Annotated in this window: 21 protein-coding genes; 16 read left to right on the top strand and 5 right to left on the bottom strand. The window is 42.9% G+C overall.

Annotation, left to right across the window (positions count from 1 at the left end; genetic code table 11):
* Nucleotides 1-47 precede the first annotated feature (47 nt).
* Both GVN16_RS15020 and ettA read right to left on the bottom strand, forming a co-directional pair.
* Nucleotides 48-869, bottom strand: coding sequence for an aminotransferase class IV (locus GVN16_RS15020; RefSeq protein WP_166564737.1), 822 nt, complete (start codon nt 867-869; stop codon nt 48-50).
* 55 nt (nt 870-924) lie between these two features.
* Nucleotides 925-2589: an energy-dependent translational throttle protein EttA gene (ettA, locus tag GVN16_RS15015; RefSeq protein WP_166564736.1), complete on the bottom strand. Its 1665-nt coding sequence runs from the start codon at nt 2587-2589 to the stop codon at nt 925-927.
* Nucleotides 2590-2810: 221 nt separating this feature from the next.
* Between ettA and GVN16_RS15010 the strand changes: the two genes are divergently transcribed.
* The 12 genes from GVN16_RS15010 to gatC all read left to right on the top strand — a co-directional run bounded on the left by GVN16_RS15010 (nt 2811) and on the right by gatC (nt 15541).
* Nucleotides 2811-4007 (top strand): DUF349 domain-containing protein, encoded by a 1197-nt coding sequence (locus GVN16_RS15010; RefSeq protein ID WP_310587434.1) that lies wholly within the window; start codon nt 2811-2813, stop codon nt 4005-4007.
* Nucleotides 4008-4160: 153 nt separating this feature from the next.
* On the top strand, nt 4161-6164 hold the full coding sequence (locus tag GVN16_RS15005) for a glycosyltransferase family 39 protein (protein WP_166564734.1): 2004 nt from the start codon (nt 4161-4163) through the stop codon (nt 6162-6164).
* A gap of 47 nt (nt 6165-6211) precedes the next feature.
* Complete coding sequence (locus GVN16_RS15000; protein ID WP_166564733.1) at nt 6212-6913, top strand: WbqC family protein; 702 nt, start codon at nt 6212-6214, stop codon at nt 6911-6913.
* Nucleotides 6910-7878, top strand: a complete 969-nt coding sequence (locus GVN16_RS14995) for a hypothetical protein (protein WP_166564732.1) — start codon at nt 6910-6912, stop codon at nt 7876-7878. Before GVN16_RS15000 ends, GVN16_RS14995 begins: the two co-directional genes overlap by 4 nt.
* Nucleotides 7875-9323 (top strand): GNAT family N-acetyltransferase, encoded by a 1449-nt coding sequence (locus GVN16_RS14990; RefSeq protein ID WP_166564731.1) that lies wholly within the window; start codon nt 7875-7877, stop codon nt 9321-9323. The genes GVN16_RS14995 and GVN16_RS14990 overlap by 4 nt, the downstream gene beginning before the upstream one ends.
* Nucleotides 9324-9326: 3 nt before the next feature.
* A complete protein-coding gene (locus tag GVN16_RS14985; RefSeq protein ID WP_166564730.1) occupies nt 9327-10652 on the top strand; it encodes an NAD(P)/FAD-dependent oxidoreductase in 1326 nt (441 codons plus the stop codon).
* A 137-nt stretch (nt 10653-10789) separates the two neighbouring features.
* On the top strand, nt 10790-11137 hold the full coding sequence (locus tag GVN16_RS14980; RefSeq protein WP_166564729.1) for an MmcQ/YjbR family DNA-binding protein: 348 nt from the start codon (nt 10790-10792) through the stop codon (nt 11135-11137).
* Between the two features lie 114 nt (nt 11138-11251).
* On the top strand, nt 11252-12289 hold the full coding sequence (locus GVN16_RS14975) for a PmoA family protein (protein WP_166564728.1): 1038 nt from the start codon (nt 11252-11254) through the stop codon (nt 12287-12289).
* Between the two features lie 201 nt (nt 12290-12490).
* The gene (locus GVN16_RS14970) at nt 12491-13237 is read left to right on the top strand and encodes a TerC family protein (RefSeq protein WP_166564727.1); all 747 of its coding nucleotides are present in this window, start codon (nt 12491-12493) and stop codon (nt 13235-13237) included.
* A gap of 18 nt (nt 13238-13255) precedes the next feature.
* On the top strand, nt 13256-14506 hold the full coding sequence (locus tag GVN16_RS14965) for a DUF3667 domain-containing protein (protein WP_166565048.1): 1251 nt from the start codon (nt 13256-13258) through the stop codon (nt 14504-14506).
* Nucleotides 14507-14516: 10 nt separating this feature from the next.
* The gene (locus GVN16_RS14960) at nt 14517-15257 is read left to right on the top strand and encodes a 1-acyl-sn-glycerol-3-phosphate acyltransferase (protein WP_166564726.1); all 741 of its coding nucleotides are present in this window, start codon (nt 14517-14519) and stop codon (nt 15255-15257) included.
* The gene (gene gatC / locus GVN16_RS14955; RefSeq protein WP_166564725.1) at nt 15254-15541 is read left to right on the top strand and encodes an Asp-tRNA(Asn)/Glu-tRNA(Gln) amidotransferase subunit GatC; all 288 of its coding nucleotides are present in this window, start codon (nt 15254-15256) and stop codon (nt 15539-15541) included. Before GVN16_RS14960 ends, gatC begins: the two co-directional genes overlap by 4 nt.
* 36 nt (nt 15542-15577) lie before the next feature.
* Here the strand turns inward: gatC and GVN16_RS14950 are convergent, their stop codons facing one another.
* Together GVN16_RS14950 and GVN16_RS14945 are read right to left on the bottom strand one after the other, a co-directional pair.
* Nucleotides 15578-16651 carry a mannose-1-phosphate guanylyltransferase gene (locus tag GVN16_RS14950; protein WP_166564724.1) on the bottom strand — a complete coding sequence of 358 codons (1074 nt, stop codon included), beginning with the start codon at nt 16649-16651 and terminating at the stop codon, nt 15578-15580.
* 1 nt (nt 16652) lies between these two features.
* Nucleotides 16653-17702, bottom strand: coding sequence for a DUF3089 domain-containing protein (locus GVN16_RS14945; RefSeq protein ID WP_166564723.1), 1050 nt, complete (start codon nt 17700-17702; stop codon nt 16653-16655).
* 102 nt (nt 17703-17804) lie between these two features.
* Here GVN16_RS14945 and GVN16_RS14940 point away from each other — a divergent pair, with 102 nt between their 5' ends.
* From GVN16_RS14940 to GVN16_RS14925, 4 genes are all read left to right on the top strand, one after another.
* Nucleotides 17805-20939, top strand: coding sequence for a carboxypeptidase-like regulatory domain-containing protein (locus GVN16_RS14940; protein ID WP_166564722.1), 3135 nt, complete (start codon nt 17805-17807; stop codon nt 20937-20939).
* Between the two features lie 319 nt (nt 20940-21258).
* Nucleotides 21259-22317: a sensor histidine kinase gene (locus GVN16_RS14935; RefSeq protein WP_166564721.1), complete on the top strand. Its 1059-nt coding sequence runs from the start codon at nt 21259-21261 to the stop codon at nt 22315-22317.
* Nucleotides 22314-23030, top strand: coding sequence for a LytTR family DNA-binding domain-containing protein (locus GVN16_RS14930; protein WP_166564720.1), 717 nt, complete (start codon nt 22314-22316; stop codon nt 23028-23030). The genes GVN16_RS14935 and GVN16_RS14930 overlap by 4 nt, the downstream gene beginning before the upstream one ends.
* A gap of 31 nt (nt 23031-23061) precedes the next feature.
* Nucleotides 23062-25311: a CocE/NonD family hydrolase gene (locus GVN16_RS14925; protein ID WP_229244192.1), complete on the top strand. Its 2250-nt coding sequence runs from the start codon at nt 23062-23064 to the stop codon at nt 25309-25311.
* On the opposite strand, the gene GVN16_RS14920 is transcribed toward GVN16_RS14925, so the two are convergent.
* Entirely contained in the window at nt 25301-25624 is a 324-nt protein-coding gene (locus tag GVN16_RS14920; RefSeq protein ID WP_166564719.1) for a GIY-YIG nuclease family protein, read from the bottom strand. The genes GVN16_RS14925 and GVN16_RS14920 overlap by 11 nt on opposite strands.
* Nucleotides 25625-25822: the final 198 nt, after the last annotated feature.

The raw sequence follows: 25822 nt of genomic DNA, 5'->3' as shown, positions 1-25822 counted from the left end.
AGAAAAGGCTGCTCTGAGAGCAGCCTTTTCTTATGAATAGATATTTATTACCAGTTCTTTATCAGATCATTGATCAGCCCCAAAAGAAATTTACTATTTTTACCTACTACACCACCATTGATTTTTTGGTCATCAACCGTCGTAATCGGCAATACCCTCTTGGTCGTGCTGGTTGTGAAAACCTCATCGGCATTAAGCAACTCCTGCAGTGAGACCGGGCGGATCTCAATTTTGAAATGCGGTTTGGCCAGTTCCAGAACAGTCCGGCGGGTGATTCCCTTTAAGGCATTCTCATCCGGGGTAATCAGTACATCATTTTTGAAAATGAATACATTGCTCCGGCTTAATTCACTGATATCTCCATTCTTATGATACAATACATCCTGGGCCCCTGCAGCCTTGATATCAGGTTGAAGGATCAGCAAATGCTTGTAGTCAGTACTTTTGATTTCGGGAATATCCCTTACAAATTCATAAGTAATCACCTTGATACCGGTCTCATATTCATGGGGAATATTGGCATGAAGATCTTCACTGATGATCATCAGGTTGGGCTCTTTCATGCTCATGCTGTCGTGAGCATAACCGCCGGTTAACACAAATCTGAAAGAGCAATCGCTTAAGCCTGACAGCCCGATAAGTTTCATAACTACCTCATGGGCTTTCTCCTTATCTATCGGATTGGGGATTCTCAGAAGTTTCGCCGAACGTTCATAACGCTCCCAATACCAATCCCACTGAAAAGGTTTTCCGTTGTAAGTTCTGAAATAATCAAACAGGCCATAACCCCTCAGTAATCCAAGGTCTGTATGGTGTAATTTTACCTCATCAGCCGGCATGATGTTGCCATTGAAATAACAGTGATGCATAAAGCAGTAAACTTAATTTAATGAATATAAAGGCAATATTATGGCATTAAATGACTTATTGCAACTTTCTGTATTTAATTCTTTTCGGGGTAATATCCGTGCCCAGTCTTTTGCGTCGGTTCTCCTCATATTCTGAAAAGTTGCCTTCAAACCAGTACACCTGTGAGTCACCTTCAAAGGCCAGGATATGTGTCGCAATCCTGTCAAGGAACCACCTGTCGTGTGAGATAACCACCGCACAACCTGCGAAATTTTCCAGACCTTCTTCCAAGGCTCTGAGAGTATTGACATCCAGGTCATTGGTCGGCTCATCCAGCAGGATAAGGTTACCACCTTCTTTGAGCATCATGGCCAGGTGAACACGGTTTCTTTCTCCACCGGACAATGTTCCCACTTTCTTTTCCTGGTCAGCACCGTTGAAATTGAAACGGCTCACATATCCCCTTGCATTGACTTGTTTGTTCCCCAGCATGACCCATTCATTCCCTCCCGAGATCATCTCGAAAACAGATTTTGTGCCGTCCAGCTGACCATGCTCCTGGTCTACATAAGAAAGCTTAACGGTATCACCTACTTCAAAGTTGCCTTCCAATGGCTGCAATTGGTTCGTTATCAGTTTGAAAAGGGTGGTTTTACCCGCACCATTCGGTCCGATGATTCCGACGATCCCTGCCGGAGGAAGGGAGAAGTTGAGGTTTTCATACAACAGATTTTCTCCAAAACCCATTTTTACATTGGTGGCTTCAATTACCTTGTTGCCCAATCTTGGTCCCGGTGGTATGAAGAGCTCCAGTTTGTCTTCTCTTTCTTTCACGTCTTCATTCATCAGCTTGTCATAAGCACCCAAACGGGCTTTTGACTTGGCCATCCTACCTTTAGGGCTCATTCTCACCCATTCCAACTCTCTTTCAAGGGTTTTCTGGCGTTTCGATTGTGATTTTTCTTCCTGGGCCAGGCGGTTTTGCTTCTGCTCAAGCCATGAAGAATAATTGCCTTTCCATGGAATACCTTCCCCACGGTCCAGTTCGAGTATCCATCCGGCCACATTGTCCAGGAAATACCTGTCGTGGGTAACGGCTATGACGGTTCCTTTGTATTGTTTCAGGTGTTCTTCAAGCCACAGAACCGACTCAGCATCCAGGTGGTTGGTAGGCTCATCCAGTAAAAGGACATCGGGCTGTTTGAGGAGCAAACGACACAATGCCACCCTTCTTTTTTCTCCTCCGGACAGGTTGGCAACCAAAGCATCCGGATCAGGACAACGGAGGGCATCCATGGCTCTTTCGAGACGGCTGTCCAGTTCCCAGGCATCATAAGCGTCCAGTTTTTCCTGAACCTCGCCCTGGCGTTCGAGCAGTTTGTCGAAGTCTGCATCAGGCTCTCCGAAAGCATTATTGATCTCGTCAAATTCTTTTAACAAATCAACAATTTCCTGAACACCCCCTTCAACGACCTGTTTTACTGTTTTTGCGGGATCAAGCAGTGGCTCCTGCTCCAGCATGCCCACAGAGTAGCCTGGTGAGAAGACAACTTCCCCGTTAATGTTTTTATCCAGCCCTGCGATGATTTTCAGTAAGGTGGATTTTCCTGAGCCGTTGAGGCCCAGGACCCCGATTTTGGCTCCGTAAAAGAAAGAAAGGTAGATATTTTTGAGGACTTGACGATTCGGAGGGATAATTTTACTGACTCCGGCCATCGAAAAGATAATTTGTTCGCTCATTGAATCGTTAATTTGTTTTTTTTGTAAAATTCTGAAAAAATAAGGACAAATATCGTCTGCTTGCTTTGTATTATACAAAAAAAATCCCATTTTTACGTTTTTAATAAATAAAACTCCAATACTAAAAGCCATTTCCCATAATAATTATGAAAGGCGTCACATTAGAAAATGAATACGCTTACATCAATGATAGTAAGGTATTTTTAAAGGGCTACCTCGATATGCCTGATAGACAAATCGGTGAAGTTAAACGTACAGAAGAAGAAGCTTTTCAGTACTTTGTAAACCGCTATGACATTGCTGTATCCAAAGTCAACCAGTTGGAACAGGAGATTACCGAAGCTCAGAATAAAGGATCGTATCTGACAAAATTGATCCAACTTCGCAAGAGGTTGCTTAATTTTGATGGTATAGGTAACTTTATCCCTCTTCTTGACAAGCTTGACGAACTTGAAAAAGGTTTGTCGGATCTGATCCAGGAGAATCAGGCTGGTAATCTGGTAGTTAAGAAAGAGCTTATCGAAGAAGCAAGACCTTACACAGAGAGTGAAGACTGGTATAACGGCGGAGATGCTCTCCAGGAAATCCGTACCCGTTGGATCAGGACCGGTCCTGTGGACAAAGAGATCAACGATAAGATTGAAGAAGAATTCAAGGCTATACTTGATAGCTTTTATCAGCGTAGAAAAGCTTTCTTTGAAGAACAAAACAGGATCATCGATGAGCGTATTTTCAGGTACAATGATCTGATCAAAAGATCGGATGAACTGGCCAGGAGATATGACTGGGATGATGCTTTCATTGAGCTGAAAAACCTTCAGACTGAATGGAAGATCATCGGTGATATTCCTCCTAAAGTGCTTAAAGTACTTTACCGTAACTTCAAGAAAGGAACTACTTATTTCTACGAGAAATATTGCAGAGCCAAGGGTATCCAGGTTAAGAAAAAAGAAGATCCGAGGGTTGAAGCTCAGCTGAGGATGGTGAAAGAAGCGGAGAAACTTGCTGAAAGTGATGACATGATGGCTGCAACAGCCAGAGCGAAAGTCCTTCTCAACGAGTGGAAAACGATTCGTGTACCTTCTCATATTGCCAACAGAAATGTGGCGGAGAGATTCAGGGCTGCTTGTGACAAGATTTTTGAATTGAGTTATCTGATGAAGGTAATCGCCAGAAAGTATCCTACTTTCAACTTCCTGAGCGATAAGCAGAAAGATCTTTCTAAATACCGTGAGATGGAAATCATTGTTAAAAGAGCAAGAACCGATCTTGATGATCTTGTTTTGAGCTATGATTCTTCTCCGAAAAATGAAGAAATGGATCAGATGATTCAGTCTAATCTGAAGACGCAGAAGAGAAAATTGTTAATGAAGGAAGTAATACTTGAAGAGCTTAGACAAAAAGTCTCTTCTTTGTAAAATATTTTTTTAGTACGGGAAGGTGATAGAGATTGATTTTGCAATTTATCTGTCACCTTTTTGTATTTTATGTGTGTTTCATCAGTTTAACGGGAATGTTTCGTTAATCTTTTTAATGCAGAAACTAATGACCATCACTTTAAGGCTAAGCCAATGCTACTGATTTTAATTGCTTTTACTTTACTTTTTCTTTGGATCACTCACAGGAATGCCGACGCTATTTCGGATAGTTTAAGCGGATACTTTATTAACTTCTTTTTCGGAATTGTCGCCTCTGTTATACCCACCGGTTTTTTGTTATCAACCTTCAAACTGATCGGTCAACCTGCCGCCTGGGGGCTGGGTGTGGTGGCTTTCAGCATGTTATTGAGCTTTATTTACAGAAAAATATCCACGCATCATAAATTCATTTTAAAGGTCAATGTCAAACATTCGTATTTTGACCTGATCAATATCTGGAAGCAATCGTCTCTGCCTGAAAAGCTGATATTTGCGGTTCTTGCCCTTGGTCTAACCGGGACAACGCTGATCAATCTCGTCATTCTGATTTTTTCTTATCCGAATGAATGGGACAGCATGACCGGTCACCTGGTTAAGTGTGCGTACTATATTCAGAACGGTCACATGGGGGAAGTGAAGGCCACTACCTGGTCTGTTGACTTTTACCCGCGTTCATTGACTACGCTTCAGATTTTCTTTTACCACCTTTTGGGTGAGAAAGGGTTCAATGTCATTCACTACCTGGCTTACTGGGTTTTTGCCCTCGCTGTTTTCGGGATCAGCCGCCAGATGTTCAGCAGTTTGAAAGCCGCTTTATTTACCTTCTTTGTTGCGGCTTTGCTACCCTCTGCCCTGGTCCAGTCTATCACTACAGAAACTGATCTTGTTTTTACCGCCTATTTGTCGGTATTGATTTATTATATCCTTGTTTTTGCGAAGAAACCGAATACACTCAATGCCTTTCTGGGCGGAATTATAGCTTGTATATGGATGGGTCATAAAGTCACGTTCATTCTTGTAGCTCCGGCTTTGGGGGTGTTTGTGGTGTTTTTACTTTTCAGAAGTAAAGTGCCTTTGAAAAAACTGAGGGCAGTGCTGATAACGGTGATCATCGGCTTTGGCATTTATGTACTGCCGACCGGTTATATCAGGAATGTCAAAGAAGTTGGCGTACTAAGAATAGGGGCATTGTCTGCCCCGCTGGAAGTGATGAAATGGCATGGGATTGAAGATTATACCACCGCACAGAAAATCAAAAACCTGAAGCTTAATATCCTGAGATATTCTTCTGATTTTTTACAACTGGACGGTCTTAGAAATACAGCTGAAGGAGCGGAAATCAACAAAAAATTCAGGCATTACCCCAATGCATTGTTTGAAAAACTGAAACTCGAAAGAGATGAGTACTGGGTGGTTTTCCCTTTCAAAATGATGGGTGACGGCCCGATCGCCTTTTACCAGGAAAGGCCGTTTTGGGGGATCATCAGCTTTGGACTGGTATTGCCACTGATCTTTATCGTGTTTTTTAAATCATTCGGCAAAAAACCAAAGACGGCTCAATTGATTTCAGTGTTTGCCATAGCCGGGATAGTTCATTTCCTGTGTTTGTGTTTTACAGCCCCTTATGACCCTATCAAAGGCCGGTATTTTATGAATATGGCGGTTTGGTTTTTGCCGGGAACAGGTTATTTATTTACGATGAAGCGGATGAAATGGTACCTTGTTTTTTGTAGTTTTGTGATCAGTATATCTGCCATCACTACAGTAGCTTACCGTAAAGTCTTTCCTCTTTTTGGTGAAAAGACGATTTTTAACATGGATCGTTATGAACAAATGACCATTGTCAGGCCGGAAACTTATCAGGCATTTAAAAAGTTTAATGAAATAGTGCCGGAAAATGCCATTGTGGCTTTAGGCACCCAGCAGGCACACGAGGATTATGAATATCCGTTGTGGGGTAAATCGCTGACCAGAAAAATGATACCTTTGCATCCTTTTAAAGAGAAAGTAAAACCAATACCTGCGGAAGCGGAATACCTGTTTTATTCCAAAGGGGTTTTTGAAGTACAGCCTGGTGATATCAAGCTGAATGACGGTGACAAACTGAAGGATACGGCTGTTCCCGAAAGCGAGTTCTATCTCAGGAAATTGAAATGAGTTTTGGAGACAATAGAATAATAAGAAATAACAGACAGGAAAAATAAATGAAAGTTGGAATAATGCAACCCTATTTTTTACCATATATAGGGTATTTTCAGTTGATTAAGGCGGTGGACACTTTCATTGTTTATGATAATATCCAGTTTTCCAAGAAAGGATGGATTAACAGGAACAGGGTTTTGATCAATGGCCAGGACGAATATATTTCACTGCCATTAAAAAAGGATTCAGATTACCTGATGGTGAATCAAAGGTTTTTATCCGATACATTTGAGCAGGATAAGCAAAAGGCTCTCAGGAAGATTTACGAGAATTACCGCAAGGCGGAACATTTTGAGGAGGCCTACCCGGTGATTGAATCCTGTTACAACAATCCGGAAAGAAACCTGTTTGATTTCGTCTGGGGGTCTATCAGAAATGTTTGTGGTTATCTGAATATCAAGACACCTCTTGTTATTTCTTCTGAAATCGGGATCGATCATCAATTGAAGTCCCAGGATAAGGTGATAGCACTCTGTAAAGAAGTAAAAGCAGATGAATACATCAATCCGATTGGAGGAGTAGAGTTGTATGACAAAAAAGATTTCAACGACAAAGGCATTGATCTTCAGTTTATTGAATCTACTCCCAGGGAGTACAAACAGTTTAGCGGAAGCTTTTTGTCGAAATTATCTATCCTAGATGTGATGATGTTCAATTCAGCGGAAGAGATCATGACGATGTTAACCGAATACATAATATTATGAAATCGATAGGCGGTTTTTTTGAAATAGAGTTTTCAAATATTTTGTTGAATAACCTTCATCAGGATTCAATTAAACTGAATACCGCAAGAAATTGCCTGGAGTATATATTGCTGGCTAACGGTTATAAGAAAGTATATGTACCTTTTTATACCTGCAATGTCATCCTGGAGCCTATCCAAAAACACGGTTTGGACGTGGTGTTTTATAACATAGACGAAAATCTGGAGCCGGTTTTTGATTTCAATATCCTGGATGAACAATCCTGCTTTGTATACAATAATTATTACGGTATCAAAAACGGATTTATCGAAAACGGACTTCCCCCGCTCAGAAATATTATTATTGATAATTCACAGGCTTTGTTTTCTCCGAGGTTTTCAGGCTTTGATACTTTTTATTCCCTGAGAAAATTTGTCGGAACCGCCGACGGAGCATTTTTATACTCTGAAAACAAGATCGACGAAGCATTGATTGCTAAAGATTCATCTTCTGTCAGATTATCACATTTGTACGAGAGAAAAGACCACGAAACAGCAGGTTCCGGATATCACCAGTTTAAGGAAAACGATGCCAGCTTGTCTCAGTTGCCGCTTCTGGCGATGACGCAGTCGACAGCTGCATTTTTGAATGCTTATGATTTTGAAAAGAATAAGCTGACCAGGGAAAGGAATTTTCTTTTCATTCATGATCAGCTGAGCCAATACAATAAATTAAATATTTCGGTTACCGGCATTTCCGGTCCTTTGTGCTACCCCCTGTGGATCGAAGGCGGGTCGGAATTGAAGGCGGAATTAATCAGGAAAAATATTTTTGTGCCGACTTACTGGCCGGGCATAAGAGCATTTGAAGGCTGGGATAATTTCCCGATTGAAGATGACCTGATCAATAACCTGGTTTGCCTGCCGATTGACCAAAGATATACCCTGGAAGACATGGGATATATCGTGAATAATATTAGCAAATGAAAGTGGATGTTTTCCTGAGAGAATTAGAAGTTGCTGATGCTGCGGTCTCTTACCAATGGCGTAACGATCCTGAAGTCTGGAAATATACCGGAAGAAGGCCGGATATCGTAGTAACAGAGGAAATTGAGAAAAACTGGCTTGAGAATGCCCTGGCCAGAGAAAATGAAAAGAGGTTTGCGATTTGTACGAAAGAAGGCGGCAGATACATCGGCAATGTTCAGCTGACCAATCTGAATGAGACCGATGCGGAGTTCCATATATTTATAGGAGAGAAAAGTTTCTGGGGGAAGAGTGTGGGCACACAGGCCACGCTTGAAATTCTGAAATATGCTTTTGAGGTAAGAGGGCTGAACTCTGTTTATCTCCATGTCAATAAAAACAATATTTCTGCCGTAAAGGCTTATAAAAAAGCGGGTTTTACTGAGACGGTTGAGACCGGTGACGATATCAGGATGGTGGCTTTTCGTCCGGCCGAAAGGACGAAAGTGAGTGTTTTCATGATCACTTACAATCACGGAGAATTTATTGAAAGTGCCGTTCAGAGCATTGTTTCACAGCAATGTAATTTTAAGTTTGACCTGGTGGTTGGAGACGATTTTTCTACGGATAATACCAGGGAAGTACTTATACGCTATGCCAGACAGTATCCCGATATCATTAAGCTGATTCTTCAACCCCGGAATGTAGGGGCAATGGCCAACCAGCGGTCGGTACTCAATCATTGCAAAGGAGAGTATTTCGCGATGTGTGAGGGAGACGATAGCTGGATAGACCCTTTGAAACTGCAGAAGCAGGTAGATTTTTTGGAAAAACACCCTGATTTTGCCATCTGTTTTACCAATACCAGGATTGATTATTTTAACAATGAAGCTCCTTCATATCTGCTGAATGAAGGCATTCAGAAAGACGTTTTTACACTCGATGACCTGATAGGAGAAGAAGAAATCTGGTTTATGGCTACGGCCAGCCTGATGTTCAGGGCCAGTTCGGTTTTTCCTTTGCCGGAGTGGTTTCATGAGTCTAAAAGCGGGGATATTCCTTTGGCGATACTTTCGGCCCGTCACGGCAAAATCAAATACCTGCCGGACGTTACGGCCATGTATCGTAAGCATGCTGGAGGTGTAAGTCTGACGGATCATAAAAATGACGCCAGGTTTCTGCTCAACCGGATATTTATGTACTCCAACCTGGACAGAGAGACAGGTTTTAAGTTTCATCACAGGCTCAGACGCAACATAGGCTGGTATTACTATAAATTGCTGGATTCTAAACAATTCAAAGACGATTACCAGAAGAAACTGCCACTGGCCATCAAATATATCAGACTTACAATGCCCGGGGTGCCTCATTTGAAAGAGGTTATCAGGGATAATATTTTACCACCATTTTTATTGAATTTTTCCAGAATTATCAGGAGGTCGCTTGGGATGATCTCTAAAGAATAACATATGAAATTAACCATTATCGGAGGCGGAATGACTGGCCTCTCGGCGGCTTATCTGGCTGCAAAACAGGGATATCAGGTAACCATTGTAGAAGCTGCTGATAAAGCAGGGGGCTTGTTGAATACTTTTGAAATAGGAGGAAATCAACTCGAACATTACTATCATCACTTTTTCACCCAGGATGCCGAACTGCACTGGCTGCTGAAAGAGCTCGGACTGGCCGATCAGACCATCTACAAGAAAACCACCATGGGGGTTTTCAGAGAAGGGGTACTCTATGATTTTAACTCACCTTTTGATTTACTGAAATTCAAGCCGGTAGGCTTGTTCGATATTTTCCGTTTTGGAATGTCCAGTCTTTACCTGGGGAAAATCGCCAAATGGAAAGAAAATGAGGGCGTATCTACTTTAAGCTGGTTTTATAAATGGGCCGGCAGGAACATGACGGATGCTTTGTGGAAGCCAATGCTTGACATCAAATTCGGACCTTATGCCGACAAGGTGCCATTGGCCTGGATGATCGGGCGACTGGCCCAGAGGCTGAATTCCAGGAAAGGCGGAGATGAGCGTCTGGCTTATATCGGAGGCAGCTGGAAGACCCTTCTGGATACTTTGACGGGCAAACTGAAGGAGATGGGCGTAGAAATCCTTGTGAATGAGCCGGTAGAAGAGTTTATCGTTGAAGAGGGTGAATTAAAAGGAATTAAAACCAGGACCCGTGAGTTTGACGGAGGTAAATACCTGCTGACCATCCCATCGCTATATTTTGAAAAGATAAAGAACTCAGGGCTGGATGACAACGGCGTGGAATATTTCGGAGCAGTATGTACTATCCTGGAATTGAAAAAGTCATTCAGCAGGGTCTATTGGATGAATGTCGCTGATCCCGGATTTCCGTTTGGCGGCATTATCGAACACACGAATTTTATCCCTAAGGAGGAATATAACGGATCACATATTCTGTATTTATCAAGGTATTTTGCCATGTCTGAAGACCTCGCAACGATGACGGATGAGCAAATCAAGGAGAAAATGATTCCGCCGCTGAAAAAAATTAACCCGGAGTTTTCAGAAGACTGGATCAAAAATGTGTTTGTCTTTAAAACGAAGACGGCAGCCACGGTTTGTGATATCGGTTTTTCTGAAAAAGTACCTCATTGCAAAGCCGAGCTTAAGAATTTATACATTGCCAACATGGCCCATATTTACCCGGATGAACGCAGCACGAATAACTCCATCAGGGTGGCCGCTGAAGCTTGCAAGGTAATGGAAATAAATGCTGATCAGGTGCCTTACGGGGCGTCTCTGTCCGGACAGATCGGTTTTTAAATCATAAGATTTCACGAAAATTCTTCGTAAAAGAGGGTTTGTTTCAAAAACAGATCCTCTTTTTTGCTTTTCCAGCTTTAAAACTTGCCTGGAATGAGTAAATTGAGGTACAATAGACCCTTTCGAATTTATAAGTCATGATAACACCGGAAAAATTCAGAAACCTTGCTTTGTCTTTTGAAGGAGCTGAAGAAGCTCCCCATTTTGAGAAAACCTCGTTCAGGATCGCCAAGAAGATCTTTGCCACCCTGAATGAAAAAGAAGACAGGGCCACCCTTAAACTCTCAGCCATCGATCAATCCGTTTTCTGCAGTTTTAATGCTTCCATTATCTTTCCTGTGCCTACTGCCTGGGGAAAACAGGGATGGACCCACATCATTCTCTCTCTGATTCCCGAAGAAATGGTGGAAGATATCCTGACTTGTTCCTTTTGCGAGGTAGCTCCTAAAAAAATAGGAGACAAGTACAGAATTGAACCAATCTGACCTTTTATCTGAATGATAGCGGCAAAAAAGTACTGAAAACAATCAACAAACAGGACGATTCGTATTTTATATTTACTTATTTTTGTAGTTACTGTTCAACCATAATTTATTCCAATGAAATCAATCTTATTAGCAGCGGTAATTTCTTTGCCGATAGTAGCATTTTCACAAACAAAGCCCGTGAAATTTGTTAATCTGAAATCAGAAAACAAGATCCAGGTGCTTATCGACAACAAACCTTTCACTAATTATTTTTTTCCGGGAAAGGACGTGCTGAAAAAAGCGGTACTTTATCCTGTTTTTACCTCAAAAGGCACTGCGGTGACCCGCGGATGGCCTTTGGATCCACGTCCGGGAGAAAGAGTGGATCACCCTCACCACGTTGGTGTTTGGCTTAACTACGAAGATGCCAACGGGCATGACTTCTGGAACAATTCCATTGAAGTTGAAAAGTCAGGTGACAAAAGGACTTTCGGAACAATTGTACATACCGGAGTGAAATCAAGTACAGTAAAAAATAATAAAGGCACCCTTGTGGTTACAGCGGACTGGCTGGATAAAGACGGAAAGCTGATGCTGACTGAGGAAACGACTTATATTTTCCAGGGAACAGACAACCAGAGAATTGTTGACCGTATCACCACATTGAAAGCCGGAGCTAAAGAGGTGGTGTTTAAAGATGTTAAAGATGGTTTCTTTGCCATCAGGGTAGCCCGTGAACTGGAGCATCCGAGCACTAAACCTGAGATTTTTACCGATGCGGCCGGACTGGCTACCAAGGTGCCTTCTCTTGACAACACCGGGATTACCGGAAATTACAGAAATGCGGAGGGTATTCAGGGAGAAGATACCTGGAGTAAGAGATCAACCTGGATCAACCTGACAGGGAAAATTAAAAATGAAGATGTATCGGTAGCGATTTTTGACCATCCCTCCAATGCCGGCTATCCTGCTTACTGGCATAGCCGTGGCTATGGTTTGTTTGCCGTCAACCCCCTGGGTCAGAAAGTATTCAGTAGTGGTAAGGAAGTTCTGAATCTTACACTGAAACCTGGCGAATCTACCACCTTTAAGTACAGACTGGCGGTAACTTCTGGAAAAACGACTGACCAGGAAATGAATAAACTTTCTAAGGATTTCGCCGGGATTTAATTTCCGAAAGCCATTCATATAGCAAAGACTCCCGTTCCGATATCATCCGGAACGGGAGTCTTTGGCTTTAAGTATATCATCAAATCATTATATGCTTGTATTTACGTTATTATTTGCCCGTTTGTACCAAATGAATTTTTTAAATAGTCCTGTTTATATTATTTTCGTGGTAGTTATGAACCTCTAAAACCAAATCAGTTTATGCAAGAACTTTTTACCACAGCCGCACTTACCAGTATCCTGACGCTGACGCTCCTGGAAATTGTCCTCGGTGTTGACAACATCATCTTCATTTCTATTATTGCCGGCAAACTTAAAGGCGAAGATCAGAAGAAAGCCAGGAATATCGGCCTGATATTGGCCATGGTCATCAGGGTGGGTTTATTGTTTGTACTGGGCTGGATACTGAGCCTTCAGAAAGACTTGTTTAACCTGCAGGATATCGGTTTGCCGTTTGACCTTGGTTTTAGCGGAAAAGATCTGATCTTACTGGCCGGAGGTTTGTTTTTGCTGTTCAAGGCTACTTCTGAAATACACCATAAAATTGAAGGTAAAGGAGATGACGTTGACCATGCCAAAGCCCCCTCAACACTTTCCAAAGCGGTTTTTGACATTACTTTGATTAATATAGTTTTCTCTGTAGACTCCATCATTACGGCCATCGGTATGACCACCGTCATTTCGGTCATGGCTGTTTCTATTGTTCTTTCGACAATAGTGATGTTGCTTTTTGCGAAAAATGTAGGAGAGTTTGTAGAGCGTCATCCGACAGTCAAAATGCTTGCCCTTTCATTCCTGGTGATGATCGGTACGCTTTTGGTGGCCGAAGCTTTCCACGCCCATGTGCCTAAGGGCTACGTTTATTTTGCTATGGCGTTCTCGTTCCTGGTTGAAATTCTCAACATCAGGATGAGGAAAAATACAGACACTATTCCGGAGGAAAAATAAGAAGTAAACCCTAACCTTATGTACTCGACTAAAAAACACCGCAGGAAGCTCGGTATTTGTCCTAACTGTAATCATATTTTACAGCCGGAGGATAATTTCTGCCCGAAATGCGGCCAGGAAAACCACGACCTCAAGGTACCTCTGCATCACCTGATCTATGAGTTTATAGAGAGTATATTTCATTTTGATATTAAGGTTTGGGAAACCCTCAGGGTAATTGTACTGAAACCGGGAAAGGTAATCTCCGATTTTAACGAAGGAAAAAGGGCCAGGTATGTACCACCGGCCAGGCTTTATATTTTTATCAGTGTGATCTTCTTTTTCCTGGTTGGAAAAGAAGTAAATACGGGTGTCGCAAAAACAGAAAGAGAACTCTTTAAGCTGGAGAACAAGGTAAATAAAATAGATTGGGACAGTCCCCGGGAACTGGAGAACCTTCCTGACATTATCCTGGAAAAAGGAATTCCGAAGAGTCTTTCAAAGCAATTGAGCAAAGCTGATTCGGGTCAGAAGGTAGAGCTTCTTGACAATTTTATCCGGGAGGCCACCGGCGATTCTGTAAAGAAATATGCTAAGGACCTGAGTAAAATGGACACCGCCAAAGTCAGGAAAAGTCTTGCGGAGGGGCTGATGGAAATCAGAAAGGAATACCTTACCCATATCAAAAAAGATTCATTGAAGCAGAGTAATAACCGTTTGGTTGAAATAACCAACAGTGTGTATGTAGATTCGGTGACTTTATGGAGAGCTTATTCGGAGCCGGTCGTCATGGATTCACTTTTTAAAGCCAACAAAGTGGAGACGAGGATGAACAAAATGAGTTTTGTGGCCAATGTGAAATTCCAGATGTATCAGCTATTTAACACCAGGGAGAAATCAGCTTTTATCAATACAATCGTACAGAAAGCCTTGAAGTATGTCTCTTTTATGATGTTTGTGCTGATGCCGGTAGTAGCCCTGATCCTGGCTTTCTTTTACATAAGAAAGAAGAGGTTTTACTACGAGCATTTTATTTTCTCTGTGATGACCCACTCCGTCGTTTTTATGATTTTTTCAATAGCGATACTTATCGGGTGGTGGGTACATTCAGGCTGGGTCCAGGGCACAGCCATGCTTTTAAGCCTTTTTTATATCCTTGCATCCCTTAAATATGTATACAGGAACGGCTGGGCAAAGACAATTTTCAAGTTTTTTATCATGTTTAATATCTATGCCCTGATTTCACTTTTCTTACTGGTAGTGGTGTTCGGATACAGTATTATCATCTAATTGCGTAAATATGAACAGGCTCCTTTCGTCTTTCTGTCTTTATGTTTACAACCTCTGGTGTGTTTTCTGGCTGATCACTGTTTTCCTTGCATTGTTTCCTTTTATCTGGATTTTCATTCAAAGAAAAGAATGGCACACCCTGGCTCATAAACTGGTGCATTTGTGGTCGGTTATTTTCTTTTTTATAGTAGGAAAGAGCGTTCGGCTTGAATCCCGGTTTACGCCTTCCAAAGACAAGGCCTATGTTTTTGTAGCCAATCATTTCTCGTATCTTGATGTAGCGGTAGGGATGAATGTCGTCAAAAACTATTTTGCCTACATGGGCAAAAGCTCTGTGAAGAAAATACCGTTGCTGGGATATGTTTTTGCAAAATTACATATCCAGGTAGACCGGTCGGATAAAGGAAGCCGTACAAAATCACTTGTGAGGGCCATGAAATCGCTGAAATCAGACAGAAGCATATTTATCATGCCGGAGGGTGGGATACTCTCTAAAAACATCCCCCAGATGCTTCAGCCTTTCAAAGACGGGGCTTTTATTCTCGCCATTGAAAATCAGGTGCCCATTGTTCCGATTAGTTTCTTAAATTTGTACCGGATAATGCCTGAATCCAAATTGTTTTGGGGAAAACCGAAGGTGGTAATGCATGAACCGGTAGAAACTGCCGGTAAAACCAAAGCCGACATTGAAGACCTCAAAATGCAGGTTTATAAGATTATCCAGGGAGAAATAGACAGAAATGCATTATGAAAATTGACGAAGGAACCGTTCAGAAAATAGCTCATTTATCCAGGCTTGAATTGAGCCGGGAAGACTCCACTAAGATGGTTGAAGACCTTTCGGCCATCCTGGACTGGATGGAGCAGCTTAACGAGGTGGATACTACAGGAATAGAGCCGCTTACACACATCAATCCGGACGTGAATGTTTTCAGGGAGGATGTAGCCGATAACCAGTTGAGCCGGGAGAGGGGGCTCAGGAATGCTCCCCTGAAGAATGAGGAGTACTTTATGGTACCAAAAGTAATTGAATAAAAAAAGGTCAGGATTTAACTTCCTGACCTTTTTACATTATATAAAATCTTTGCCTTTTAATTCGGCATCTGCCACGAACTGCTTCACTTTCTGTTCATCATCTTTCTTACAGATCATCAGGACATTGTCAAACTCAGCGACGATAAATCCGTCAAGACCATTGGTGACTACCAGCCTGTCTTTAGGGACTTTGATGACACAGTTTTGAGTATCATACAGCATGGCGTTGCCATCCACTGCATTTTGAAATTCATCTTTTTCTGAGTTTTCGAAGACCGATTTCCACGTTCCCAGGTCAGACCAGCCGATGTCAGACAAGACCACATAAACATTGTCGGCTTTTTCCATGATGCCGTTGTCAATCGAAATGGCTCTGCAACGGGTATAAGCCTGATCAAGAGCCTCTTTTTCCTGGGCTGAGTAGAAATGCTTCTGAGCGATCTGCAGGGCATCGGCCATTTCAGGAAGGAAATTGACAAAAGCTTTTTCGATGGCTTTGGCGTTCCAGACAAATATCCCGGCATTCCAGACGTAATCACCGCTTTCCAGGAATTTTTCGGCAAGTTCCAGCTGAGGCTTTTCCGTAAATGTTTTTACCTTTTTCAGCTCGCTGTTTTCTTCATCGTTAAAATGAATGTAGCCGTAGCCGGTGTCAGGACGGGTGGGTTTAATCCCCAAAGTGACCAGCACTTCATTTTCTTTTGAATAATCCAGGGCTATGGATATTCTTTTCCTGAATTCTTCTTCTTTCAGGATGATATGATCGGCAGGAGCCACAACGATGTTGGCCGCAGGGTCTTTCTTTGATATTTTGTAACAGGCATAAGCAATGCAGGGTGCTGTGTTGCGGCGGCCCGGCTCCAGCAATATTTGTTCATCATCCAGAAACGGCAGCTGCTCTTTGGTGATGCCGTAATATTCCTGGCTGGTTACCACATATATATTTTCTTTGGGGCAGATGCCTTCGAAGCGGTCTGCCGTCTGTTGAATCAAAGTCCTTCCTGTTCCCAGAACGTCGTGAAATTGCTTGGGTTTAGTTTGTCTGCTGAACGGCCAGAATCTGGTTCCGACCCCTCCGGCCATAATGATGATATAATTAGAAGTATTCATATTATTTGTCAATAGTTTTCAAGTAATTTTCTAAACGCAAAGCTACGTTATCCCTGATACTCATCCAAAAAAGATTGTAGTCTGCATAGTGCCAGACCTTGTTTTTAAGAAAAAACCTGCCTTTTACATAAGGTTTATGGATCCACAGGACTCCTTTTGACACCTGGGCATCTGCCAGTTCCTTCACAAAGGCGAATTTTAAGCCTACTCCCCCGTGATTGGTTTCACGGCTTACATAGGTATCGTCACATTTCCAGCTGAGCGGGTTAACGCAAAAGGAAGTGCTCAGTCCTTTTTCATAATAGGGAGGGTAGTAACCCTGCAGAAAAGTGTTCCATGAAACAAAACCGCCGGTATGCCCGGCCGAGTCGCTGGGGTAAATATGGGTGAATTCTTTAGGGCTGGTGGCAATGCCGATGAGGTAGGCTTCAACCAGTTGTTTCTGAAGCGGCTGACCGTCAAAAAACTCTTTTATCAGTCGTTTAGCATGAACGGTGCCCTGGCTGTGACCTGCAATAATGACAGGCCTGTTGTGATTGAAGTTTTTAAGATAATATTCAAACGAAGTTTTTACGTCTTCGTATGCGATGTCCAGTGAGGCCTTCGCATTCTGTTCGTTACTGGTTGTGAATGCCGAATAATGAGCCTGTCTGTACCTGGGTGCAAATACCCTGCAGGAGCCATTGAAAACCGAAGCCTGATTGAGTATGGTAGTGCCGTCCACTTTTTTGTTTAATACCGGGTCATCAACAGACGCATTCCACTCAAAATGGTCCGCGGGCTTGTACGTGAAAATGGTGGGATGAATAAAGAAAACATCCGCCCTGGACACTGCCTGAAGGTTTTTCAGGTTAGATTTTGCCGGAACAGAATCTGCCGGATCAACGAGATCGGGGTGGGCGGCCCAATTCTTTAAAACCGCATAATCGGGAGCCGGAGGGGTATTATTTGCATCAAAATTTTTCAGAATTGAATAGGGCTTTTGACCGTAAGAAAGCACTAAAAATGCTGAATTTAGCACCAAAATCAACAAATATTGCCTTTTTTTCATATTCTATAATTATTTTTCGTTTTAATTGTAAATAATTAATATTTCTTTTCTTAATATTGAGTAAAATTAGTCAATAATAACCTTATACAAACTCAAAAATCAATGCTAAAAATTTACTTAAACCTAAAATCAACATCACTGAGCATTTTGTTTGCCCTGCTTATGGTGAATGTTGCTATGGCTCAAACAACTATCTCAGGAACTATTATTGATGCCAAGACGAAAGAGCCTCTGATCGGGGTGAGTGTCCAGGTTAAAAATAAAGTGATCGGAACCATTACAGACATCAAAGGCAAATTTGAACTGACCACTTCCACCCCACTTCCTTTATCAATTGTAATCAGCTCAATAGGTTATCAGGGACAGGAAATTAACGTTACCGCTCAAAACACAAATCTAAATATCAGTCTTGAAGACCAGTCCATACTGGGTCAGGAAATTGTTGTAGCCGCTTCCAGAATTGAAGAAACGGTAATGAGATCGCCGGTGGCGGTAGAGAAAATGGATTTAAGGACTATACGTGAATCGGCAGCTCCTTCTTTTTATGATGGCATCGCCAACCTGAAAGGGGTGGATGTGACAACACAGGGTTTGCTTTTCAAATCGATCAACATGAGAGGTTTCGGTGCAACAGGTAACCCCCGTACCGTTCAGATGATTGACGGTATGGACAACCAGGCTCCGGGTCTGAATTTCCCGGTTGACAACATTGTAGGTATGCCTGAGCTTGATGTGGAAAGTGTGGAGGTTCTTCCGGGTGCAGCTTCTGCTCTTTACGGTCCGAACGCCATCAATGGTCTGATCCTGATGAACAGTAAAAGCCCTTTCCTTTATCAGGGGCTAAGTGCCAACATCAAGAGTGGTATCATGAGTGCCAGCAACCGTGAAACTGTGACTACACCGTTTTATGACCTTTCGGTAAGATATGCCAAAGCCATCAATAACAAGTTTGCTTACAAAGTCAATTTGTCTTACATCGGTGCGAAAGACTGGGAGGCTAACAACTATACCAACCTTAACCTTGGTGGTGTACAGAACGGAAGCAGAGGAGCAGGTGTGGACACTGACTATGACGGTGTGAACATTTATGGTGACGAGGTACAGGCTGATATGAGAACGGTAGCCAACGGCTTGATCTCTGCAGGTTTGCTGCCATCAGCAGCTCTCGGCTTAGTGCCAACCAATGTCAATGTGAGCCGTACCGGTTTTAAAGAAAGAGACCTTGTAGATTACAATACCAAGAGCTTTAAAACCAATGTAGCCCTTCACTATCGTCTGAATGAAAAACTGGAGTTGATAGGCCAGGTAAATTATGGTTACGGAACAACCGTTTATACAGGAACAGGCCGTTATTCATTGAGTAAGTTTAACCTGACTCAGGGTAAAATTGAATTAAAAGGAGACAATTTCCTTTTGAGAGCTTATACTACCCAGGAAAGATCCGGTGAATCATTCTTTGCCGGTTTACAGGCTGTGGCGATGCTGAACAGCATCAAACCTCACCAGACTTGGTTCGGACAGTATGTAGGTGCCTTTGTGCAGGCGAGAGGAGCAGGAATGGCTGAAGACCAGGCTCATCTTACTGCCAGAAATGCGGCAGATGCCGGTATGCCGGCTCCGGGTACAGACGCTTTCATTGCTTTACGTGATAAATATGCTCAGGCTTCTATTTCAGCACCAACAGATGGCGGTGGTGGTTTCCTTGAAAAAACCAATATGTACCACGCAGAAGGTATGTACAATTTCAAAAACCAGATTAAATTCATTGATCTGATTGCGGGAGCCAATGTGAGACGCTATCAATTGAGATCAAACGGAACCCTTTTCGCGGATTTGAAAGATGGCCGCGACGGCGTTATTCCGATTGATGAGTTCGGTGCCTTTGCACAAGCCAGCAAAAGTATGTTCAAAGATCACTTCAAGCTGACTGCTTCATTAAGATATGACAAGAATGAAAACTTTGAGGGACAGTTCACTCCAAGGGTTTCAGGTGTGGCTACCTTCGGTCAGCAAAACATCCGTTTGTCGTACCAGTCAGGATTTAGAATTCCAACCACTCAAAACCAATATATTGATTTAAGAACACCATCCGGAACACTTATCGGTGGTTTACCTGAGTTTGACAGCCGTTATAAGTTAGCAACAGGTATTCCTGTGTATGTATTGACGGATTTCTCTAAAAACCCTACCAAGTACATTACAGATGCTGTAAAAGCAGCAGCAACGCAATATGCTACTGCGGCGGTAACCGCACAGTTGCCGACGATACAGCAAGGCGTAATCGCCGCTGTTCAGGCTCAGGTAACTGCGGCCGTTACAGCACAGGTTAATGCCGCTGTAGCTGCAGGTCAGATTCCGGCAGCACAGGCTCCTCAGGCCATTCAGCAGGGAGTTATAGCACAAATGAATAGTGATGCTGTAAAAGCAACAATCGCAACCAATGTAACTGCCGTTGTAACTCAGAAAGTTACAGAAGTAGCTACCCAGGTGGTGCCTGCTTATGCCCTGGCCGCTTTGCCTAAATATCAGGCTAAGCCATTGGTTCCTGAGAAAATCCAGTCATACGAGATTGGTTACAAAGGTCTGATTGCCAAGAAATTATTTATTGATGCTTACTACTACTTCAGCAAATACAGAGACTTCCTGGGTGGTATTTCAGTTGTAGTGCCAACAGCGGCTGCAGGCCCCGGGCTTCCGATCGAATCAGGTGCAGGTAGTGCCAGCACCCGTTTAGGTTATTCAAGAACTGCCAATACCAGCGAAGACATTACTGTGCAGGGGTGGGCTTTGAGTGCCAACTACTCTCTTGAAAAAGGATTCAATATTGGTGGTAACATTGCTTTCAACCAGCTGAAGGGTTTCACTCCTTCTCCTGAGCAACAGTATGCAGGTTTCAATACGCCTGACTACCGATATAACCTGAGCTTCGGAAAACGTCTGGGAAGTGGCGATAAAGTTGGTTTCAATATCAATTTCCGTCATCAGAATGCCTTTTTGTGGGAAGCTAGCTTTAACCAGCCGACAACCACTTCGAATACCTCATTTACCAACACCACAGTACCGGCAATCAACAACATAGATGCTCAGGTTAGCTTTAAGCTTCCTGCTATGAAGTCGATCATCAAAGTGGGTGGTACCAACATCGGAGGTAAGCCTTACATCCAGGCATATGGTAGTGCTTCGGTAGGCTCTATGTATTATGTTTCGCTTAGCTTTGACGAGTTGTTAAACAGATAATAAACTATGACTTTGACCAAAAATTAATTGTAATCGAGGTTCCGGTAAGGTCCTTTGGGCCTTCCGGGATTAAGTTTTCATAATTTTCTTTGGTTTAAGTTGAAAAAGGGCTTCCGGTTGGAGGCTCTTTTTTTATGTCCGGAGGTGTCCGGATACTCTCCTTTACAAGAGAAAAGAATACAGATCCGGCTGAAGTAAAGAGGTTTTACCGGAAGGTCGTCTGAACATATTACGCACATCACCTGCTATACCGCGTTCATGTACTTTTACTTTTATTATTTGACGGAATGTTTTTACTTCGTGAAATTTATAAGCAGCATTGAAGAACAAACCAGCCTTGTCGTTGTATTGGAAATGCCAGATAATCGGCTGGTCAGCTGCGGCATTCTACTGGATGCTGGTGAGTTTTGAGAGTCCGCGTTTTATCTGGTTTCTGGCTGTCCTGTATTTCATCGGCGACCTGCTGATTTATATTCCGCTGACCCATTTGTACAGAAATATTTCTCTCAGGTACGGTTGGCAAAAGCTTGAACCGCGGAAATTACTGGTCAGGATTGTACCCGCCGTTATGGTACTGGGCTTCGCCTTCCTGGTGCTGACCTGGAGTAAAAATTACCTGCTCCGTTACTGGTTTGAGCCTGGTTTTTCTGAATCGTTCGGTCATAATTTCCAGGACCACCGGCTGGGTATTTTTATGGCCGGAATACGCCTTATGGCTATCTGGGTGCTGGCTTATTACGGCTATCATTATGCCCAGAGGGAGGTCAATGCCATAAAGGAAAGTTCAAGGCTGGCCATTATCGCTAAGGACGCGGAATTTAACAACCTGGCAGCCCAGCTAAACCCTCATTTCTTTTTTAATTCTTTAAACAGCATTAAAGCTTTAATGATAGAAAATCCCAGGGCGGCCAGAAGGGCTATAGACCTTTTGTCTGACCTGATACGAACCTCTTTGTATAGCAGAGACACCGTTTTTATCTCCTTGAAAGAAGAAATGGCTTTGGTGGGAGATTATCTTGAACTGGAAAATATCCGGTTTGAAGAAAGGCTCAAAACCTCTGTTGAAATGGACGACCGTCTTTCGGGTAAGCTGGTGTTGCCTTTAAGTGTGCAGACTTTGGTCGAGAATGCGATAAAACACGGGATAGCCCAGAGAAAAGAAGGGGGACTCATTAAGATCAGAATCGGGGAGGAGAACGGCAAGCTTGTTGTTTCTGTTGAGAATCCCGGAACACTGAGCGATGAAGCGACAAAAGGCCTGGGCTTGAAGAATCTCCGGGAGAGGTTGAGTTTGCAGTTCGGTGAGAAGGCCTCATTCCGGATTGTCCAGAAAAACAGTGAGAATGTATCAGCTACCTTTCACATTCCTTTAATATGAATAAGCACAAGGTAATTATCATTGACGATGAACGTCTGGCCCGGGAAGAAATAAAGAGGCATCTTCTCGATTACGACGATTTTGAAATAGCAGGTACTGCCGAAAATGCTGACGATGCAGAAAGGTTGATAACATCACTTCAGCCTGACCTGATTTTTCTGGATATCCAGATGCCCGGAAAGTCGGGATTTGATTTACTTGAAGCCCTGGATGATGTCCCTGAAGTCATATTTATTACGGCATATGACCAGTTTGCGGTGAAAGCTTTTGAGGTCAGTGCCATCGATTACCTGGTTAAACCTTTTCGCGAAGAACGTTTCGCCCAGGCCATCTTAAAAGTCAGGGAGAAACTTCAGGGGAAACGAGAAACACGGTCTTTTGACCGGAATATTTTTGTAAAAGAAGGAGAGAAACTTCATTTTATCAAAACCAGTGAAGTCTACCTGATCACTTCCCTGGGAAATTACGTCAGGTTTCATTTTTCCGGCCAAAAAGTATATCTGAAGCGGTCTCTCAATCAACTGGAAGAAATGCTGGATCCGGCACTTTTTTTCAGAATCAGCAGAACAGAGATCATTAATACCTCATTTATCAAAGAAGTGGATACTTCTGTAAAGGAAAGGATGACGATTGTCCTGGAAACAGGAGAGCGTCTGACCGTTTCCAGCCGCAGATCTGCAGCGTTTAAACGCAGACACAAACCTTTGGGTTAAAGCACTTTCAGCATATTAAAACATAAAATTTATGAAAAAGCTATTTTTTCTGTCAATCTCGCTATGCCTAATGGGCAAACCCGCCTCGGCACAACAATTTTATTTTCCAAAGATATCGGCTCATGACAGTGTTGGACTGGCTCTGCAGATTCCGGTACTTGCCAATCAGGTTTTGCTTCAATGCCATGATAAAAAGGAATTAAAAAATGCTCCGAATGATTTGTTCAGATTACAGATGGCGGCGGGCCAATATGACAAGGCTATTGGCATAATCGGAGAGCTCCGTAAAACATCAAAGGAAAAAAATAGCGGGTTGTTATTTCTGCAGTATGAGTTTTACGCCAGGGCAAAGTTGAAAAAAGAAGCCTTTGAAGATGCTTTTAGCCACTTATTTGAAGAGCGGCTCAGGCAAATGGATGATAAAGACGCTTTGAGTGTTTCTACTGCCTTTGTAAGCCGTAACGGCATTGGAGAATACAGATCAGGGCTTGAAAGGTCACTGGCGGGTTTGAGGGACAGTCTGAGTGTCCGGGAAGCCATAGATCTGTGCAAAAGCTATTTTGTTCTGGAGGTTTTTAAGCACATTGAGCCTGTTTCTGTAAGGTTACTGGAGGAAGACGATAAGAGACGCTACATCATCGAAGACAGTGTAATGATCAAAACAGCGGAGGGTTTTACGTTATCTGCCGTTGTGGTAAGGAAGAGGGAAGTAATAGCCCCTCAACCGGCAGCCTTATTCTTTTTTATGTATGCCAATACGGTCCAGGGCATTTATGAAGCGAAACAATCGGCGTCTTACGGGTACGTCGGTGTCGTGGCGGATGTCCGCGGTAAACGCCTTAGTCCGGATGAGGTTGCTCCTTATGAGAACGAGGCAAAAGACGTTAATGCTGTCATCGACTGGATCAGCAGGCAAACCTGGAGCAACGGAAAAGTAGGCATGTATGGTGGCAGCTATTCCGGATTTGCCCAATGGGCTGCTGCAAAAAACATGCATCCTGCCCTTAAAACCATTGTTCCTTATGCGGCAGCCATACCCGGCCTGGGGGTGCCGATGGAGAATAATGTCTTTATCAATGCTAACTACGGCTGGGCATTTTATGTGACCAATAATAAATACCTGGACAACCAGGTGTACAATGACCCCCACCGCTGGAACCAGATGCAGGATAACTGGTATTCAACAGGGAAAGCCTATAACAAAATAGACAGCATTGACGGTACGCCCAATCCCTGGTTACAAAAATGGCTGAAACATCCCGCTTTTGACCAATACTGGCAGAATATGATTCCATATAAACAGGAATACGCCCGGATAAACATACCGGTATTGAGCATTACCGGCTATTATGACGACGGACAGATATCGGCTATCCAGTATCTGAAGGAGCACTATAAATATAATCCCGAGGCAAACCATTATCTGATTATCGGCCCTTATGATCATTTTGGAGCACAGAGAGGTGGCTATCCTGTTCTGAGAGATTACCAGGTAGACCCAGTCGCCCTGATCAGCACGCGGGACATTACCTATCAGTGGCTGGATTATATTTTAAAGGACGGAACAAAACCCGCCATCCTGAAAGACAAGATCAATTATGAAGTGATGGGAGCCAATGTCTGGAAGCACGCTGCCAGCCTCGATCAGTTAAATGATAAAGCAGTTTCTTTCTATCTCACCGATATAAAATCTGCAGGCGGATTTAAACTGACTTCAAAAAAGCCGGTTGAACGGAAAACGCTTTACCAGGAAGTTGATTTTAAGGACAGAAAAACCAGTAATAATGAGTACTACCCGTATCCGATTATTAAGGAGGAACTGGATAGAAGCAACGGCTTGTTTTTTGTTTCGGATCCGTTGACGGAAAACATGAGTATCAGCGGAACATTTTCAGGGAAGCTCAAAGCCAGTATCAACAAAAAAGATATGGACATCGGGGTGGTTTTGTATGAGATTATGCCGGATGGGAAATACTTTTGCCTGTCCTATTATCTGGGCCGGGCCAGCTATGCGGAAGACATGTGCGTAAGAAAGCTGCTTGTTCCCGGTAAAGTTGAAACCATCCCTTTTGAAAGGACGAGGATGGTAAGCCGGCAGTTAAGCAAAGGAAGCCGGATACTTGTGGTTTTAAACATCAATAAAAACGCAGGTGCACAGATCAATTACGGCACCGGAAAGGATGTAAGTGAGGAAACTATCGCTGACGCAAAGGAGCCTTTGAAGATCAGGTGGTATAACGACAGTTTTATTAAAATACCGCTGGAAGTGGTTAAGAAGTAATTTTCTCTGTTTTAGATGAAGAAGAGGCTGTCTCGCAAGGGCAGTCTTTTATATTTTCAGAATTCTGAAGATGTTTCAGCACTCTCCTGAGGAACCTTCTTCCTGCCGCTGTTTTCAGGAATTTTTCTCTTTCTATGGCTTCGTTTCTTGTTTTAAAGGTTTCTGAGTAGACTAAGCGGAAAGGAAGAAAAGGTCTGATAGCATCGGTTTTCCCGGCATTATGTTCTTTCAGCCGGACTTCAATATTTTCGCAATGTCCTTTGTATAAGTAGGATTCGTAAGTGAGACTCTGAATTACATAAGTGTAAAACATAGCATAAGAATTGTTGTGGTGATTGTTAAGTAAGTGGCTTTGCCGGGAATCCCCGCCCGACCTGACGGTCAAGTCGGGCGGGGAACCCAGATCTATTGTTTAGGAAACAACTGCTGTATTTTCAGAATTCTGAAGATGTTTCAGCACTCTCCTGAGGAACCTTCTTCCTGCCGCTGTTTTCAGGAATTTTTCTCTTTC

Source organism: Emticicia sp. CRIBPO, assembly GCF_009905725.1.
In the GTDB taxonomy this organism is placed as follows: Bacteria; Bacteroidota; Bacteroidia; order Cytophagales; family Spirosomataceae; genus Leadbetterella.
Note: the sequence above shows the minus strand (reverse complement) of the source record. Positions and strands in the feature narration are given on the sequence as shown.

What these genes read in the sequence shown, in the direction of transcription:
- GVN16_RS14925 (WP_229244192.1), top strand. Translation starts at nt 23,062, where the DNA reads ATGAAAAAGCTATTTTTTCTGTCAATCTCGCTATGCCTAATGGGCAAA.
- gatC (WP_166564725.1), top strand. Translation starts at nt 15,254, where the DNA reads ATGAAAATTGACGAAGGAACCGTTCAGAAAATAGCTCATTTATCCAGG.
- GVN16_RS14985 (WP_166564730.1), top strand. Translation starts at nt 9,327, where the DNA reads ATGAAATTAACCATTATCGGAGGCGGAATGACTGGCCTCTCGGCGGCT.
- GVN16_RS14930 (WP_166564720.1), top strand. Translation starts at nt 22,314, where the DNA reads ATGAATAAGCACAAGGTAATTATCATTGACGATGAACGTCTGGCCCGG.
- GVN16_RS15010 (WP_310587434.1), top strand. Translation starts at nt 2,811, where the DNA reads ATGCCTGATAGACAAATCGGTGAAGTTAAACGTACAGAAGAAGAAGCT.
- GVN16_RS14995 (WP_166564732.1), top strand. Translation starts at nt 6,910, where the DNA reads ATGAAATCGATAGGCGGTTTTTTTGAAATAGAGTTTTCAAATATTTTG.
- GVN16_RS14940 (WP_166564722.1), top strand. Translation starts at nt 17,805, where the DNA reads ATGCTAAAAATTTACTTAAACCTAAAATCAACATCACTGAGCATTTTG.
- GVN16_RS14975 (WP_166564728.1), top strand. Translation starts at nt 11,252, where the DNA reads ATGAAATCAATCTTATTAGCAGCGGTAATTTCTTTGCCGATAGTAGCA.
- GVN16_RS14990 (WP_166564731.1), top strand. Translation starts at nt 7,875, where the DNA reads ATGAAAGTGGATGTTTTCCTGAGAGAATTAGAAGTTGCTGATGCTGCG.
- GVN16_RS14980 (WP_166564729.1), top strand. Translation starts at nt 10,790, where the DNA reads ATGATAACACCGGAAAAATTCAGAAACCTTGCTTTGTCTTTTGAAGGA.
- ettA (WP_166564736.1), bottom strand. Translation starts at nt 2,589, where the DNA reads ATGAGCGAACAAATTATCTTTTCGATGGCCGGAGTCAGTAAAATTATC.
- GVN16_RS14965 (WP_166565048.1), top strand. Translation starts at nt 13,256, where the DNA reads ATGTACTCGACTAAAAAACACCGCAGGAAGCTCGGTATTTGTCCTAAC.
- GVN16_RS15020 (WP_166564737.1), bottom strand. Translation starts at nt 869, where the DNA reads ATGCATCACTGTTATTTCAATGGCAACATCATGCCGGCTGATGAGGTA.
- GVN16_RS14920 (WP_166564719.1), bottom strand. Translation starts at nt 25,624, where the DNA reads ATGTTTTACACTTATGTAATTCAGAGTCTCACTTACGAATCCTACTTA.
- GVN16_RS14970 (WP_166564727.1), top strand. Translation starts at nt 12,491, where the DNA reads ATGCAAGAACTTTTTACCACAGCCGCACTTACCAGTATCCTGACGCTG.
- GVN16_RS15000 (WP_166564733.1), top strand. Translation starts at nt 6,212, where the DNA reads ATGAAAGTTGGAATAATGCAACCCTATTTTTTACCATATATAGGGTAT.
- GVN16_RS15005 (WP_166564734.1), top strand. Translation starts at nt 4,161, where the DNA reads ATGCTACTGATTTTAATTGCTTTTACTTTACTTTTTCTTTGGATCACT.
- GVN16_RS14960 (WP_166564726.1), top strand. Translation starts at nt 14,517, where the DNA reads ATGAACAGGCTCCTTTCGTCTTTCTGTCTTTATGTTTACAACCTCTGG.
- GVN16_RS14945 (WP_166564723.1), bottom strand. Translation starts at nt 17,702, where the DNA reads ATGAAAAAAAGGCAATATTTGTTGATTTTGGTGCTAAATTCAGCATTT.
- GVN16_RS14950 (WP_166564724.1), bottom strand. Translation starts at nt 16,651, where the DNA reads ATGAATACTTCTAATTATATCATCATTATGGCCGGAGGGGTCGGAACC.